The organism is Microbacterium canaveralium, from assembly GCF_047238045.1.
Lineage (GTDB): Bacteria > Actinomycetota > Actinomycetes > Actinomycetales > Microbacteriaceae > Microbacterium.
Genome location: NZ_JBDFMA010000003.1, coordinates 2,480,863 through 2,496,042 on the forward strand (window position 1 = coordinate 2,480,863; position 15,180 = coordinate 2,496,042).

17 protein-coding genes are annotated in these 15,180 nt (G+C 69.5%); 9 read left to right on the forward strand and 8 right to left on the reverse strand.

Annotation, left to right across the window (positions count from 1 at the left end; genetic code table 11):
• Window positions 1-38: 38 nt before the first annotated feature.
• Window positions 39-386, reverse strand: coding sequence for a sugar ABC transporter ATPase (locus ABC271_RS12830; protein WP_412925228.1), 348 nt, complete (start codon window positions 384-386; stop codon window positions 39-41).
• 245 nt (window positions 387-631) lie between these two features.
• On the opposite strand from ABC271_RS12830, the gene ABC271_RS12835 reads away from it, so the two are divergent.
• The 4 genes from ABC271_RS12835 (at window position 632) to ABC271_RS12850 (ending at window position 3,820) form a co-directional block, all read left to right on the forward strand.
• A complete protein-coding gene (locus ABC271_RS12835) occupies window positions 632-1,561 on the forward strand; it encodes a helix-turn-helix transcriptional regulator (protein ID WP_412925229.1) in 930 nt (309 codons plus the stop codon).
• Window positions 1,562-1,666: 105 nt separating this feature from the next.
• A complete protein-coding gene (locus ABC271_RS12840) occupies window positions 1,667-1,993 on the forward strand; it encodes a DUF7882 family protein (protein WP_412925230.1) in 327 nt (108 codons plus the stop codon).
• Between the two features lie 67 nt (window positions 1,994-2,060).
• The gene (locus tag ABC271_RS12845; RefSeq protein ID WP_412925231.1) at window positions 2,061-3,266 is read left to right on the forward strand and encodes an NAD(P)/FAD-dependent oxidoreductase; all 1,206 of its coding nucleotides are present in this window, start codon (window positions 2,061-2,063) and stop codon (window positions 3,264-3,266) included.
• Between the two features lie 101 nt (window positions 3,267-3,367).
• On the forward strand, window positions 3,368-3,820 hold the full coding sequence (locus tag ABC271_RS12850) for an SRPBCC family protein (RefSeq protein WP_412925232.1): 453 nt from the start codon (window positions 3,368-3,370) through the stop codon (window positions 3,818-3,820).
• 65 nt (window positions 3,821-3,885) lie between these two features.
• Here ABC271_RS12850 and ABC271_RS12855 read toward each other — a convergent pair whose 3' ends face one another.
• The gene (locus tag ABC271_RS12855) at window positions 3,886-4,878 is read right to left on the reverse strand and encodes an aldo/keto reductase (RefSeq protein ID WP_412925233.1); all 993 of its coding nucleotides are present in this window, start codon (window positions 4,876-4,878) and stop codon (window positions 3,886-3,888) included.
• A 125-nt stretch (window positions 4,879-5,003) separates the two neighbouring features.
• On the opposite strand from ABC271_RS12855, the gene ABC271_RS12860 reads away from it, so the two are divergent.
• Together ABC271_RS12860 and ABC271_RS12865 are read left to right on the forward strand one after the other, a co-directional pair.
• A complete protein-coding gene (locus ABC271_RS12860) occupies window positions 5,004-5,429 on the forward strand; it encodes a hypothetical protein (RefSeq protein ID WP_412925234.1) in 426 nt (141 codons plus the stop codon).
• 20 nt (window positions 5,430-5,449) lie between these two features.
• A complete protein-coding gene (locus tag ABC271_RS12865) occupies window positions 5,450-6,463 on the forward strand; it encodes an epimerase (protein ID WP_412925235.1) in 1,014 nt (337 codons plus the stop codon).
• A 22-nt stretch (window positions 6,464-6,485) separates the two neighbouring features.
• Here ABC271_RS12865 and ABC271_RS12870 read toward each other — a convergent pair whose 3' ends face one another.
• Window positions 6,486-6,644 carry a hypothetical protein gene (locus ABC271_RS12870; protein ID WP_412925236.1) on the reverse strand — a complete coding sequence of 53 codons (159 nt, stop codon included), beginning with the start codon at window positions 6,642-6,644 and terminating at the stop codon, window positions 6,486-6,488.
• Window positions 6,645-6,785: 141 nt separating this feature from the next.
• Here ABC271_RS12870 and ABC271_RS12875 point away from each other — a divergent pair, with 141 nt between their 5' ends.
• On the forward strand, window positions 6,786-7,046 hold the full coding sequence (locus ABC271_RS12875; protein WP_412925237.1) for a hypothetical protein: 261 nt from the start codon (window positions 6,786-6,788) through the stop codon (window positions 7,044-7,046).
• Between the two features lies 1 nt (window position 7,047).
• Here ABC271_RS12875 and ABC271_RS12880 read toward each other — a convergent pair whose 3' ends face one another.
• Window positions 7,048-7,977, reverse strand: coding sequence for a hypothetical protein (locus tag ABC271_RS12880; protein ID WP_412925238.1), 930 nt, complete (start codon window positions 7,975-7,977; stop codon window positions 7,048-7,050).
• 117 nt (window positions 7,978-8,094) lie between these two features.
• Between ABC271_RS12880 and ABC271_RS12885 the strand changes: the two genes are divergently transcribed.
• On the forward strand, window positions 8,095-8,556 hold the full coding sequence (locus ABC271_RS12885; protein WP_412925239.1) for a GNAT family N-acetyltransferase: 462 nt from the start codon (window positions 8,095-8,097) through the stop codon (window positions 8,554-8,556).
• Window positions 8,557-8,608: 52 nt separating this feature from the next.
• Here the strand turns inward: ABC271_RS12885 and ABC271_RS12890 are convergent, their stop codons facing one another.
• Both ABC271_RS12890 and ABC271_RS12895 read right to left on the reverse strand, forming a co-directional pair.
• A complete protein-coding gene (locus tag ABC271_RS12890) occupies window positions 8,609-9,502 on the reverse strand; it encodes an SDR family oxidoreductase (protein ID WP_412925240.1) in 894 nt (297 codons plus the stop codon).
• 53 nt (window positions 9,503-9,555) lie between these two features.
• Complete coding sequence (locus ABC271_RS12895) at window positions 9,556-11,358, reverse strand: glycoside hydrolase family 15 protein (RefSeq protein ID WP_412926166.1); 1,803 nt, start codon at window positions 11,356-11,358, stop codon at window positions 9,556-9,558.
• Between the two features lie 173 nt (window positions 11,359-11,531).
• Between ABC271_RS12895 and ABC271_RS12900 the strand changes: the two genes are divergently transcribed.
• Window positions 11,532-12,089, forward strand: a complete 558-nt coding sequence (locus ABC271_RS12900) for a Dps family protein (protein ID WP_412925241.1) — start codon at window positions 11,532-11,534, stop codon at window positions 12,087-12,089.
• Here the strand turns inward: ABC271_RS12900 and ABC271_RS12905 are convergent.
• Together ABC271_RS12905 and ABC271_RS12910 are read right to left on the reverse strand one after the other, a co-directional pair.
• Window positions 12,058-12,513 (reverse strand): response regulator, encoded by a 456-nt coding sequence (locus ABC271_RS12905; RefSeq protein ID WP_412925242.1) that lies wholly within the window; start codon window positions 12,511-12,513, stop codon window positions 12,058-12,060. The genes ABC271_RS12900 and ABC271_RS12905 overlap by 32 nt on opposite strands.
• 117 nt (window positions 12,514-12,630) lie before the next feature.
• The gene (locus tag ABC271_RS12910) at window positions 12,631-15,162 is read right to left on the reverse strand and encodes a DEAD/DEAH box helicase (RefSeq protein ID WP_412925243.1); all 2,532 of its coding nucleotides are present in this window, start codon (window positions 15,160-15,162) and stop codon (window positions 12,631-12,633) included.
• Window positions 15,163-15,180 lie beyond the last annotated feature (18 nt).

Consider the following 15,180-nt stretch of genomic DNA (forward strand, 5'->3'; position numbering starts at 1 on the left):
GATCGCCCGCCGTGGCTCGGTCGCCGAAAAGTGAGCCGTCAAAGATCCTCGGGCGCGAGGTCTCCCTGTCCGTCCTCGCCGAGTTCGACGACGCCGGGGTCCTCCCCCTGCGAGTCCGTGCCGGTGGACTCGGGGTGCACGTCCTCGAGCGGGATGTCGGCATCGTCGGCGGGGATCTCCGCGGGGTCCGCACCCGTCGCGGTCGCGGGCGCGAGATCCGCGGGGTCCACGCCCTCGTCGAGTGCGGTGGTGGCATCCCATTCCGCCTGCGCGGGGTCGAGCGCCGGGTCGGGCTCGATCGAGGTGTCACCGTCGCGAAGCGGCTGAACGCCCGTGACACCGTCGGGAGCGGCGGGGATGTTCGGGTCGGACGAGACGTCGCTCATGAGGGGGATCCTTTCCATCGTCCGTGCGGCGATCGCACGCGTCGCCGCGAAGGCGACTCCCTCATCCAACGACGGCGGATCCTTCCCCTCCCGCCCCTTGACAGCATCGGCCCACCGCGCGTACCCGCGACGTTTTCGCTCCGAGGCCGGACCCTCGCGCGCGGCGTCCCTCAGCGACGTGAGCCCCGCGGGTGGGGGCAAGATATCCCGGTGCCGCGGACCGACCCCCGCGGAGGAGGGGCGACATGGGCCGAGTCCTCACCGCGAGTGCGAGCGGTGCCGACGACGTCGAAGCCGTGTGGCAGCAGTTCATCCCTGCCGCACGTCTGGAACACGTCGACCCCGTGCGAGTGCGTTTCCACTGGTCGTCGATCGAGACGGGTTCGCTGTCGCTCGTGCAGTACTCGCTTCACGCGGACGTGCGCTCGTGGATCCGACTCGAGGACCAGATCATGGCGTCGCAACTGGCGGCCCTGGACGCACGAGTCGTGACCGCCGGCCGCGACCTCGACGCGCGCCAGCCCTGGCTCACCGGCGATGGTCCCATGCACGCCCACTGGAGGGGGACCGGGAGGATCCGAGCGTTCCTCTTCGATCGGACGTCCGCGGAGCAGGTCGCGCGCGCCGTCTCGGGCGACGACCGACTCGTGCTCCGCTCCATCGACCCGGTCGCGCGCGACCGCGCCCTCGCCGCGACCTGGGAGCGGACCTTCGGCTACGTGGCATCCGCCCTGGCCGCCGGGCACGAGCAGCCTCTGGTGGCCGCAGAGCTCGAACGCCACGCCCTCATCTCGACACTCACGGCCTTCTCGACCACGTATCTGGAAGCGCTCGACCGCGCCAGCCAGCGGGCGGCGGCACCGCGGACAGTACGCAGGGCGCTCGCCTTCATCGACGCGCACGCCCACGAACCGATCACGATCGAGGACATCGCGGCGGCCGCCGGCATCTCCACGCGTGGCCTGCAACACGCCTTCCGTCGCGCCCTCGACACGACCCCGTCGCATCATTTGAGGACGGTTCGTCTGGCCGCCGCGCACCGCGACCTCCAGCGCGGTGAGGCGCACGTGAGCGAGGTGGTGCAACGATGGGGCTTTTCCAGCCCCTCACGGTTCGCGCGGTTCTACCGCGACATGTACGGGCGCAATCCGGGGCAAACGGTCCGGATGTTCTGACATCCGTCGCATCGGGTACCGCGTTGGCGCGAAGAGTCTGCTCTCGCCCGCCGCGGAGTGAGGGCGGGAGACAGTGACCGCGTTCCATTGCGAGGAGGACCTTTCGTGGGGAAGTTCATTTACGAGGGGGCCGCCCGGGCCGATTTCGAGGACCGACTCCTCGCACACCTTCAGATCGTCATCGGCAACAAGCTGCGTCGTGGCGAGCCGTTCTACTTCCAGTGGAAGGACGAGGTGAGCACGGGCGGCGGACGCACATCGGTGTGGATGCACCCCCGCGCGAACATCGTGTTCAAGTTCCACGGCGGTCGCCCCCCTGCCCTGAACCGGACCTGGCTCGAGACGCTCATGACGATGGCGAACTCGCCCACGGGGCTGTACGTGGTGCCCGAGCCACCCGAAGACCAGGCGACGGCTGACCCGGTGGGCTGACTCCCTGTCAACCCGGTCGCGCTTCCCGGTGCGCCCGCGTTTGCTGGTGACGACGGAAGGATGCCGCATGTCCATCTCCCCCACCGCGCAACCGCGGATCGTGGTGATCGGGGGCGGGAACGCCGGACTCTCGATCGCCGGCCGCCTGCAGCGAGCGCGACTCGGCGCGATCACGGTGATCGAGCCGCGCGAGCGGCACGTGTACGCCCCGCTGCAGTCGCACATCGCCGGGGGGACCGCGCGCGCCTCCCAGGCCGTGCGCCCCCAGGCCGACGTCATCCCGCCGGGTGTGAGGTGGCTGCGCGACGAGGTCTTCACCGTCGATCCCGTCGCACGCCGCGTGCACCTCGTCTCGGGCGGCCACCTCGAATACGACCAGCTCGTGGTCGCCGCGGGCCTGCGCCTGGCGTGGGAGGCGATCCCCGGCCTGACCGAGGCCATGGCGGCCCCCGAAGGCGTGTCCAACTACGACCTCGCCCTTGCCGCGAAAGCCTCGACGAGGCTCCGCGATCTTCGTCGCGGAACGGTCGTCTTCACTCAGCCGCCCGAACCGGCGTCCTGCGGTGCCGCCGCCCAGAAGCCGCTCTACCTCGCGTGCGACTGGTGGCATTCTCTCGGGGTCCTCGACGACATCCGCGTGATCCTCGTGCTTCCCGACCCGGTGCCCTTCGGCGTGCCCGACATCGATCGCGAACTCCACCGCGTCCTCGACCGGTACGGCGTCGAGGTGCGGTACTCCCGCGAGGTGCGGCGAGTGGATGCCACGACCCGCACGCTCACGATCGGACACGGCGACATCGAGGAGACGATCGACTACGACGTGCTGCACGCCGTCCCACCCCAGCGCGCACCGGAGTGGATCGCGGGCAGCGGACTCGCTGACGCCGACGACCCCGACGGCTTCGTCGACGTCGACACCGAGACCCTGCAGCACCGACGGTTCGCCGACGTCTGGTCGCTCGGGGACTCGGCCAGCGTCGCGACACGACGCTCGGGCGGGGCGATCCGACCGCAGGCCAAGGTGCTCACGAAGAACCTGCGCGCCGTCCTCCGCGGCGGCACCCCCACCGCTCGGTACGACGGCTACAGCGTCGTCCCGTTCACCGTTTCCCGCGGCACCGTGGTGTTCGCGGAGTTCGACCGGTGGGGTCGTCCGCAGCCGACGATCCCGTTCTGGCGGTCCCTGTCGCGCGAGCGCCGATCGACCTGGATCGCCGACCGTCGGGTCCTCCCCTGGGTGTACTGGCACCTGATCCTGCGCGGGCTCGCCTGACGCGTATAGGCCACGCGGGCCGATCCCTCAACCCCCGGGGGGCTCGACCCGGCTCGGGCGAAGACTGGCCCCAGCCCCGGATCACCCCACGAAAGGACATCATGGCCCAGGTCATCGAAACCATCGACGTCGACGTTCCCGTCCGCGTCGCCTACAACCAGTGGACGCAGTTCGAGGAGTTCCCCCACTTCATGAGCTTCGTCGAGTCCATCACGCAGAAGTCCGACACCCTTACGCACTGGAAGGTGAAGATCGCGGGGAGCGAACGCGAGTTCGACGCCGAGATCACCGAGCAGCACCCGGACGAGCGCGTCGCGTGGAACAGCGTCGGAGGCAACGAGAACCACGCCGGTGTCGTCACGTTCCACCGCCTCTCGGACAACGAAACGCGCGTGACCGTGCAGATCGACTGGGAGCCCACCGGCCTGCTCGAGAAGGCCGGAGCGGTCTTCGGCGCCGATGACCACTCGGTGAAGAAGGACCTGAAGAACTTCAAGGAATACATCGAGTCGCGCGGTGCCGAGTCCGGCGCCTGGCGCGGCGACGTCAGCTGACGCCCGACGTGAAGACGGATGCCGGTCCCCGAGGGGGCCGGCATCCGTCTTTTGTCAGGGAAGAGTCACCACTGGGGGTGGATCTCGGCGCGCAGACGGCGGTCGTAGACGTCGCGCACGACGGCGTCGAAGGCGTCGAGGTCGAACCCGCTGTCGAGCAGGTCACCGGCTGCGGCGTTGGCCCGCGCCTGCTCGGCCGAACGGGCGCCCGGAATCACCGAGGTGACGCCCACCCGGGAGGCGATCCAGGCCAGCGTCGCGGCGGGGAGCGTCACGCCTTCCGGAAGCGCGCCCTTGAGCTCGTCGGCGGCGGCGATGCCCTCGCCGAACGGAACGCCCGAGAACGTCTCGCCCTTGTCGAACGCCTCGCCGTTGCGGTTGTAGGTGCGGTGGTCGTCCTTGTCGAACGTGGTGTCGGCGGTGTAGGTGCCCGAGAGCAGCCCGCTCGCCAGGGGCACGCGGGCGAACACTGCGACGCCCTTCTCGGCCGCCGCGGGAAGGACCTCGTCGAGCGGCTTCAACCGGAACGGGTTGAAGATGATCTGCAGGTTCGTCAGGTTCGGGCGACGCAGGGCCGACAGCGCCTGGTCCATCGTCTCGACCGAGACACCGTAAGCGGCGATGACACCCTCGGACACGAGCTGGTCGAGTGCGTCGTAGGTCGCATCGTCGTCGATGACCGCCGACGGCGGGCAGTGCAGCTGGACGAGATCGAGAGTGTCCTGCCCGAGAAGGCTGCGGGAGCGGTCGAGCCAGCCGCGGAAGTTCTCCATCGTGTAGTTCTCGGACAGCTGGTCGGCGCGGCGCCCCATCTTGGTCGCGACGGTGACGCCCGCGGCATCCGTCTTCTGCAGGAACGCGCCGATGAGCTCTTCCGAGCGACCGTCGCCGTAGACGTCGGCGGTGTCGAAGAGGGTCACGCCGGCGTCGACGGCGGCCGCGAGCACGTCCATCGCGGCGCCTTCACTCACCCCGCCCCAGTCGGGGCCGAGCTGCCAGGTACCGAGACCGATCGCCGAGACCTGGCGGCCGGTGCGGGAGAGGGGGCGCTGCTGCATGGCGGATCCTTTCGGGGGTCGGGTCGAGCCTATCCAGCCCCTCCGTGTTCGGGGCCGAGCGTCAACCCCGGTCGCGGTTGCAGGTCCGACGCCTAACGTGGCGGCACAGCCACGGAAGGACTGCCATGAACACTCCCGCCGATCGCCTCCCCGGAGCCGACGAAGAGAACATCGTCCCCGAATCGGACGGGCTCGCCGCCGACGTCCCCGCCGGCGGCGCCGGAGCCGACACCGGTGCGGTCGGTGCCGCCTCGATCGACCCGGACGACGACGCGCACATCCAGAACGTCTCGAGCCAGAACGACGTGCCCGGCGTGGGGACGCGGGCCGGCGATGACGGCGCCGAGCGCGGTGCCGGACAGCACGGCGCGACGTCGCGGCACCACGACGACGAGGCACAACCGGCGACGGAGAAGACCTCGTCCACCTCGGAGGGCGAAGACCACGTGGATGCTGACTCCCTCATCGCCCAGTACGAGCCGGGCGTCGGCCGCAGCTCGGCCGAGTCGAGCAAGATCGCGCAGAGTCTCCCCGACCGCGACGACGCCTGACCTCCCCCTAGGCTGATCGGATGACGCCCGCGAGCCCTCCCCGCGCCGTGATCGCCGGCGCCAGCGGGTTCGTCGGTCAGGCGCTGACGGCGGCGTTCCGCGCCGACGGGTACGACGTCGCCGCCATCGGCCGCTCGGGTGACGCAACGTGGGCGGATCCGGCGGGGATCGCCCGTCTGGTCGACGGCGCGGACGTGCTCGTGAACCTGGCCGGAAAGATCGTGTCCTGCCGGTACACGGACGACAACCGCGACGAGATCCTGCGCTCCCGCGTCGACACGACGCGGGCGCTGCACACCGCGGTCCGGGATGCATCCCGCCCACCGCGCGTCTGGATGAACGCTTCTACCGCCACCATCTACCGCCACGAGACCGAGAGCGGAAACGACGAGGTCCACGGTGTCCTCGGCGACGGGTTCTCGGTCGACGTCGCCACGAGCTGGGAGCGGGCGTTCTTCGACGGCGAGCTTCCGTCCACCCGCCGCATCGCGCTCCGGATGGCGATCGTGCTCGGCGACGGGCCGGCCACGCGCATGCTGTTCGCCCTGGCGAAGCTCGGACTCGGCGGCCCGCAGATCGACAGCTGGTGGTTCCCGCACCGCCGGTACCGCGGAATCGGCGCGCGGCCGACCGGTCCGGTGCGGTCGTCGTGGCACCGCACGAGCGGGCGGCAGAGATTCAGCTGGATCCACATCGACGACGTCGTGGCATCCGTTCGCTTCCTCCGCGACCGAGACGACCTCGAGGGTCCTGTCAACCTCGCCGCCCCCGGCGTCAGCGACAACCGCACCCTGATGCGCGAGGTTCGGCGAGTCGCCGGCGTGCAGTTCGGGCTGCCGGCGTTCCGCTTCCTGCTCGATCCCGCCATGGCGGTGCTCCGCAATGAGCCCGAACTGGTGCTGAAGAGTCGGTGGGCCGTCCCCCGCGTCCTGACGGACGCCGGTTTCGCGTTCGCATACGACGAGCTGGGGCCGGCGCTGGATGCCGTGGCATCCGTGCGCCGGCCCCGGGCCCGCGACCTCTTCTCGGCCTGAATCGGCGAGAAGAGACGATCGATCAGGTGTTGCGGCGAACGAATCGCAGCAGCGCGGCGATGATGCCGACGATCAGGATGATGATCCCGATCCACAGGAGGAACTTCACGGCCTCGACGAAGATGCCGAGGAACAGGAAGACGAGTCCGATGACGATGAGGAGGATGGCGAGAGCTGGCATGCGTCCACTCTCCTCCCCCGCCGTCAAACCGTCGTCGCCCTTGACAGGGAGGACACGCGCACGGCACGCGCGTGTCAAGCACCCGCGGTGACGGATCGACTCGGTCTAGCCTCGTTGTCGACACCACGAGAGAGGCGCATCATGGGCGATCGCGACACCACCGGCCACGGCACGGGACCCGAAGAGGGCGAATACACCGAGATCGAGTTGCCCGGCGGCGAGGAGGCCGGCCGCAACCTCGATGCTCCCGGCGAGTACGTCGACAACGAGCGCGCCGATGGGACGGCGGCGCGTCCGCGCGCGGACGAGGCCGGGGCGTACACCGACGTCCAGCTTCCCGACGGCGATGAATCGCGCGAAGACGTCGACAACCCGGGCGAATACACCGATCGCGATCGGTGAGTCAGCGTTCGAGGGTCGACCGCGCATCGCGGTGGTACGCCGCGCGATAGGCGGCGGAGAAGGCCGCAACGGTCGGGAACCCCCATCGGCGCGCGACCGCGCCGAGCGTCGTCATGGCGGAGTCCGCCGCCACGAGATCGGCGTGCGCGGCACTGAGCCGGGCGAGTTCGAGATAGTCCTCGGGCGTGGCTGCCGCCTGGCCGTTCGCCGCGAAGGCTCGGCGCAATCCACCCGTCGACGTTCCCGATGCCCGCGCGGCGTCCTCGATCGTGACGGGGAGTGACGCGTGGTCGTCGAGCCACGCGGCCGCGGTCCGATAGACCGCCGCCTGCTCCAGGGCCGACGCCCGCCGCTCGCGCGGATCTCCGATCAGCGGGAAAGCCTCGAGAGCGGCCACGGCCAACGTGCGATGGACGTGGGCGCGGACGAGCGGTTCACCCATCACGGGGATCTGCGTCCACGCCCACCGCAACGTCGACGCCCAGTAGGCGCGCAGCGTCGACGACACCGGGTCGACGCCGCCGAAGCGCACCTCGATGTCGTCGTCGCCGTAAAGGGTGCGCGCGGTCCGCGTGAGGGTCTCGGCGTCGAAGCTCACCACGTGCAGGTCGGCGTGATCGACCCTCGCCGTCAATCGATCGCCGGGCTGCAGCACGCCCGGGGACACGCTGAACTCGCCCCGCGCTCGGCCGATGCTCCACGCGTAGCCCGGGGTGGAGCTGACGACGAAGAAACGGTCGGCCTCGTACGCGAGGGTGAGGCGCGTGGACCACTGCAGATGGCGCAGCGAGAACGCCTCGTCACCCACCACGTGCTCGGCGTAAACCGCCTCGTCGGCGTGCAGCTCGACGCGACCGTACTGGGCGCGCAACCACTCGTCGGTCGCGGCGACGTCCGCCGTGCGGACGCGGGTGTCGTAGAACTCGCTCATAAGGGGGTCGGCCCCGCGCAACGCTGGGCACCGCCAGCAATAGTAGTTAACCTCTCACCCCATGAGCGCACACGAGACGCCCCGGATAGTTCACCGTCGCCGAACCTCAGGAGAACCATGACCGATTCACTCGTCATCCGTGACATCCATCCCGACGACGCCGGAGAGGTTCTGACCATCCAGCGCGCCGCGTTCGCCAGTGAGGCACTCATCTACGGCGACCCCGACATGCCGCCCCTCACGCAGACGCTCGAAGAACTCGAGGCCGAGCTCGTCGAGAATCTCGGCTGCGTGGCCGTCGACGGGCACCGGCTCGTGGGCTCCGTGCGCGCGCGGCGCGACGGCGACCTGTTGCTCATCGGGCGACTGGCGATCGCCCCGGATCAGCAGGGCGGCGGCCTCGGCTCGAAGCTTCTCGCGGCGGTCGAAGAGCGCGGCCGCCGAGACGGCGCCACCGAGGCCGAGCTGTTCACGGGCGGTCTCAGCGAGGCCAATCAACGTCTCTACGAGCGCGAGGGATACCACCGCACCGAGACGACCGCCGACGGCGAGATCTTCTACCGCAAGCCGCTCGCCTGACAGGCGAAGGGTCGAGCGGGGCGCCGGACGCCCCGCTCGACCGCTCAGGTTCTTACGGGGTCGGCATGCCGCCGTTGACGTTGAGGGTCTCGCCGATCACGTAGCTCGACTCCGCGGATGCCAGGTAGACATAGGCCGGGGCGAGCTCGGCGGGCTGACCCATGCGTCCGAGGGGCGTCTCCTCACCGAACTCGGCGACCTTCTCCTGGGGCTGCCCGTCCGACACCTGCAGCGGCGTCCAGATGGGGCCGGGCGCGACCGCGTTCACGCGGATGCCCTTCGGTGCGAGCTGCTGACCGAGCGCCTTGGTGAAGGCGTTGATGGTCGCCTTCGTCGAGGCATAGTCCACGAGGATCGCCGACGGTGAGTACGCCTGGATCGATGTCGTGTTGATGATCGCCGAGCCCGCCGGCAGGTGCGGCAGCGCCGCCTTGATGATCCAGAACATCGCGTAGACGTTGGTCTTGAACGTGTCGTCGAACTGCGCGTCGTCGAGGGTCGTCAGGTCTTCGTTGAACAGCTGCTTGCCGCCGTTGTTCACGAGGATGTCGAGGCCACCGAGCTCCTCAACGGCCTGCGCCACCAGTGCGCGGCAGTACTCCGGGTCGCGCAGGTCGCCCGGGATCTGGGCGACGGTGGCGCCGGCCTCACGCAGGATGCCGGCGATGCGATCGGCATCCTCCTTCTCCTCCGGCAGGTACGACATCGCCACGGAGGCGCCCTCGCGGGCGAAGGCGATCGCCGTGGCGGCGCCGATTCCCGAGTCGGCACCCGTGATGAGGGCCTTGCGCCCCTCGAGGCGACCGCTGCCGACGTAGGTGTCCTCGCCGAGGGCAGCCTTGGGCGTCAGCTCGGCATCCAGTCCGGGCTCGGGCTGGTGCTGCTTCGACGGCTCGATGTCCGCGTAGAGCTTCGCGGGGTCGGTGAAGGTGTACTGGGTGGTCATGGCGAGTCCTTTCAGGGGGATGCCGGGGCGCGAACCGCCCCGGGTGGGCAGGATCAGTGATCGCCGAGGTCGGCCTCGTCGACCACGTCGCGGATCACGAGGGCGGCGTTGATGAGCGCCAGATGGCTGAGCGCCTGCGGAAGGTTGCCCCAGAAGGCGCCATCCTGTTCGGCGATCATCTCGGAGTACATGCCGACGTCGTTGGCCTGGGCGACGAGGGCGTCCATCGCCTCGATGGCCTCGGCGTGACGACCGACGCAGGCCAGCGCCGTCGCGCGCCAGAACGCGCACGCGACGAAGGTCTGTTCCTCCTGATCCATGCCGGTGTACCGGTAGACCAGGTGGTTCGCGGTGCCGAGGCGCTCGGTGATGGCATCCAGAGTCTTGGACATGCGCTCGCCCCGGTCGAATCCGGTCGGGGCATGCAGCAGCACCGACGCATCGAGATCGTCGCTGCCGGGGAATATCGTGTACGCCTCGAGCTCGTCCGACCAGCAGTGCTCGTCGACCCAGGCGTGGATGCGATCGCGCTCGGCGCGCCAGCGATCTCCGTTGTCGGGGATGTGCCCGCCGTCGGCGAGCCACTGTGCGTCGTCGAGGGCCTTCCAGCAGCCCATCTTCGACGAGGTGTAGTGCTCGAGTTCGGGCAGCTCCCACATGCCCGAATCGGCGCGTCGCCACAGGTCGCACGTGCGGTCGGCGACGTCGGCCAGCAGCCGTCCGGTCTCGGTGTCGAGTCGGTTGCCGGCCTCGACGTACGTGCGACAGATCGCGATGAGATCGCCGTAGACGCCCAGCTGCAGCTGGCCCTGCGCGGGGTTGCCCGTGACCACCGGCTGATTGCCGTTCCACCCCGGCACCTCGTGCTTCTCGAGGCCGATCTCGGCGTCACCGTCGAGGGTGTACATGACCTGCACCTCGGGACCGTTGCGCCGAATCGTGCGCAGCAACCACGAGATCGCGGCATGCGTCTCCTCGCGAAGACCGAAACCCACCCAGGCGTGGGCGGTGTACGCCAGGTCGCGGACCCACGCGAAACGGTAATCCCAGTTCTTGCCGCCGCGCGGGTTCTCCGGCAGCGACGTCGTGGCCGCCGCGGCGATGGCGCCGGTGGGGCTGAAGAGGAGGAGCTTGAGAGCCAGGGCGCTGCGTTGCACGTCATCGGCCCACGGCCCGTCGTACGAGAACTCGTCCGACCACATCGACCAGCCGTCGATCGTGCGGTCGATGCCGCGATCGACGTTCTTCGCGTCGGGCACGCGCAGCGGCTCACCCTCCGTCGCCGCGACGACCAGGAGGTGACGCGATCCCTTCGCGGTGGTGAAGCGGCCGTCGATGCTCTCGTCACCGGCGTCCGGCTCGCCGCGCAGGCCGTGTTCGTGGCCGACCACCGCAAGCGAAACGTGACCGATCCGCATGATCGAGAATCCGTCGATGCGCTCGGTCCACGGCGCCGCCGACCGCAGCATCGTGCCCGGCTGCACGCACCAGGCGAACTCGACCTCTCCCTTCACTCCCTCGACCCGACGCGCGAGTTCGGCCCACGGCAGACGTCCCGCGATGCCGGTGACCATGGCATCTGTCAGCGTCGCCACGCCGGTCGGGGTCGTGAAGGTCGTCTCGAGCACGTTGGTGCGCGCGACGTAACGCCGCGACACCTCGTACTCGCCGACCGGGGCGAGCTCGATGCAGCCGCCCGCCGACTCGTCCACCAGCCGAGCGAAGACGGGGCGGGAGTGGATGTTCGGCAGCGGGAGCCAGTCCACCGAGCCGTCGAGTCCGATCAGAGCGACCGTGCGACCGTCGCCGATGGCGGCGTAGTCACGAAGAGGCCGAGACGGCGGAAGCGGGGTCATGGGCACGGGTCAACGCTAGGAAGACCGTGAGGAGGGCGGGCCGGGGTTGTCGATCCGACGCCGAGCGGCTACGGGACGGGTCGCTACCCCGCGACCGACGCCGTCGCAACCCCCGCTGCACCCGTGACCGACCGACCTAACGTCGATATCGAACGCGAGTGAAAGGAATGCGCATGGCCGCCACCACGAAGGACGCACCCACCAAGAACCGCCGTCGCCCGGCCCGAGGCGGCAGCGGCCCGGAGACCACCGACGAGCAGAACGCCGAGAAGGGCTTCCAGGCCTCCGAGAAGCTGACCGATGCGCTGCAGGCCGTTTTGATCGACCTCATCGAGCTGTCGATCCAAGGCAAGCAGGCGCACTGGAACGTCGTCGGCAAGAACTTCCGCGACACCCACCTGCAGCTCGACGAGATCATCGACGCCGCGCGCGAATTCAGCGACACCGTCGCCGAGCGGATGCGGGCGCTGCACGCCCTGCCCGACGGCCGCAGCGACACGATCGCCGAGACCACGACCCTGCCGGAGTTCCCCCAGGGCGAGATCGACACCGCCGAGGTGATCGACCTCATCACCCAGCGCATCGATGCCGTCGTCGGCACCGTCCGCGAGGTGCACGACGAGGTCGACGACGAGGACCCCACGAGCGCGGACATCCTGCACTCGATCCTCGAGCGCCTCGAGCAGCTGTCGTGGATGGTCAGCGCGGAGAACCGCGTCGCCCGCAGCTGACACGCACGGAACACACACCGGATGCCGGGGCCCGAGGGCCTCGGCATCCGTCGTTGCCGCGGCGGATCAGCCGCGCGCGATGAGGAACCGGGGGGTGCGGACCCTCGAGGCGAGCGACGGAGATCTTCACCTCCGTGAGGGAGGCACTCACCGCCCGCAATTGTTCGTCGACCTCGGCGAACCGCCTCTCGACCTGCGCGAACCGCTGATCCACCTGCGCGAACCGCTGGTCCACCTGCGCGAACCGCTGATCCACCTGCGCGAACCGCTGGTCCACCTCGGCGAAGCGTCGATCCACCTGCGCGAACCGCTGATCGGAGCGCTGCTCGACGCGGTTCAACATCCACTTCGTCCCACCGAGGACGGTGGTCGATATCGACACCATCAGGCCGACCGCGGTGGCGATGAGCGGAAGGGACTCCATGTCGGCTCCTCTCGGCTGAAGTGGTGACACCGACTTTAGGCGCCTACGACGACGTAAGTCGCCGCTCACGGGCGTGCCGTGCACAACTTCACCCCGCCGCCCGCCGGGGAGGAACTGTCAGAGCCGCACCACCTCGGTGACGCGCACGACGGCGGTGCCTTCGCCCTCGGACGCGGCGAGGTCGACCTCGGCACGGATGCGCCAATCGTGATCACCGGCGGGATCGTCGATGGTCTGCTCCACGCGCCACAAGCCGTCCGACGCGGCGGACTCGTCGATGTGAACGTAGGCCGAGGAGCGCGCCGCCCCGCCGGTGCCGATCGCGTCGTGCTCGTCGAAGTAGGCGTCCAGCGCCGCAGACCAGTCGGCGTCGGGATCCAGCTCGACGAGCTCGTCGTCGCGCTGGAGGGCGGCCAACTGCACGCGCCGGAACATCTCGTTGCGCACCAGGACGACGAACGCGCGCCGGTTGGTGAGGATCGAGGGCGGGGCCGGCGGCACGACGGGCGCGGTCGGATCGTCCGCGGGGTTGACGAGCTGTTCCCATTCGTCGACGAGGCTCGAGTCCACCTGCCGCACGAGCTCTCCGAGCCAGGCGATCAGATCGAGCAGGTCGGGCGTCTGCGCATCGACCGGGACAGTCTGGCGGATCGCGCGGTACGCGTCACTGAGATAGCGCAGGAGAAGGCCTTCGCTGCGTGCCAGCTGATACAGAGAGACGTACTCGCCGAACGAGCACGCCCGCTCGAACATGTCACGCACGACCGATTTCGGCGAGAGCTCGAAGTCGCGGATCCACGGCTGGCTCGACGCGAACACCTCGTAGGACTGCGCCAGCAACCCGTCGAGCGGTTTCGGCCACGTGATCTCCTCGAGGAGCTCCATGCGCTCGTCGTACTCGATGCCCTCGCGCTTCATCGCGGCCACCGCCTCGCCACGCGCACGGAACTGCTGCTGCGACAGCACCGGCCGCGGGTCATCGAGCGTCGCCTCGATCACGCTGACGACGTCGAGGGCGTAGTGCCCCGTGCCGACACCGCCGACGGTTGGCGTGGCGTCCGGCCCTCGCCCGAGCTCCACTTCCGGGTCGAGCAGCTCTATCGCGGCGAGCGCGAACGGTGACAGCGGCTGGTTGAGCGCGAAGTTGGCCTGGAGGTCCACGGTGAGCCGAATGCGTGAGGTGTCCACCTCCACCACGCCCGCCTGCACCAGCGTGCGGAAGATCGCGAGAGCCCGACGGGCGAGTTCGAACTGGCGAGGGCGCGACTCGTGGTTGTCGAAGACGAGCGAGCGGACGTTGCCGAACACGTCGCCGCCGCGCGCGATGACGTTGATCAGCATCGCGGCGGTGAGCTTCATCTGCGGTTGCAGCGGCTCGGGCTCGGCGGCGACCAGACGGTCGTAGCTCTGCTCCGTCCAGTTGACGAACCCCTGCGGCGCCTTCTTCCGGACGATCTTCTTCTGCTTCTTGAGGTCGTCGCCGGCTTTGGCGATCTGCGCGGCGTTCTCGATCTCGTGATCGGGCGCCATGACGACCACCGTTCCGGCCGTGTCGTAGCCGGCGCGGCCGGCGCGCCCCGCGATCTGGTGGAATTCGCGCGCCGAGAGTTGGCGCATGCGCTGCCCGTCGTACTTCGTCAGCGCGGTGAGGAGCACGGTGCGGATGGGCACGTTGATGCCGACGCCGAGGGTGTCGGTGCCGCAGATGACGCGCAGCAGCCCGCGCTGGGCGAGCGTCTCGACGAGTCGGCGGTAGCGCGGGAGCATGCCGGCGTGGTGTACTCCGATTCCCGCGCGTACGTAGCGCGAGAGCGTCTTGCCGAAACCCGTGGTGAAGCGGAAGCCGCCGATCGCGGCGGCGATCTCGTCGCGCTGCTCACGCCCGATGATCCGGATCGACGACAGCGCCTGCGCACGCTCCATCGCCGCGGCCTGCGAGAAGTGCACGACGTACACGGGAGCCTGGCGCGTGTCGAGCAGCTCTTGCACCGTCTCGTGGATCGGGGTCCGCGCGTATTCGAAGTGCAACGGCACGGGGCGTTCGACGCCCGTGACCCGCGCCGTGGGTCGCCCGGTACGGCGGGAGAGGTCATCGGCGATGGCGGCGACGTCGCCCAGCGTCGCGGACATGAGGACGAACTGCGCCCGCGGGAGCAGCAGCAGCGGAACCTGCCACGCCCACCCGCGATCGGGTTCGCCATAGTAATGGAACTCGTCCATGACGACCTGGGCCACGTCGGCATCCGGACCCTGGCGGAGAGCGAGATTCGCCAGGATCTCCGCGGTGCAGCAGATGATCGGGGCGTCGGCGTTGACCGAGGAGTCACCGGTGACCATCCCCACGTTCTCGGCGCCGAAGATCTCGACGAGCGCGAAGAACTTCTCGCTCACGAGCGCCTTGATGGGGGCCGTGTAGTAGCTCCGGCCGCCCCGGGCGAGGGATGCCGCGTGCGCGGCGACGGCGACGAGCGACTTGCCCGTCCCCGTCGGGGTGGAGAGGATGACGTTCGCCCCCGACACGATCTCGATGATCGCCTCGTCCTGAGCGGGGTAGAGGGTGAGGCCGCGTCCGCTCGCCCACTCGACGAAGCCCAGGTACGCGGCATCCGGATCGGCACCGGCGGGTACGTGGTCGAGGAGCGAAGTCACTGGTCCACCCTCTCATCC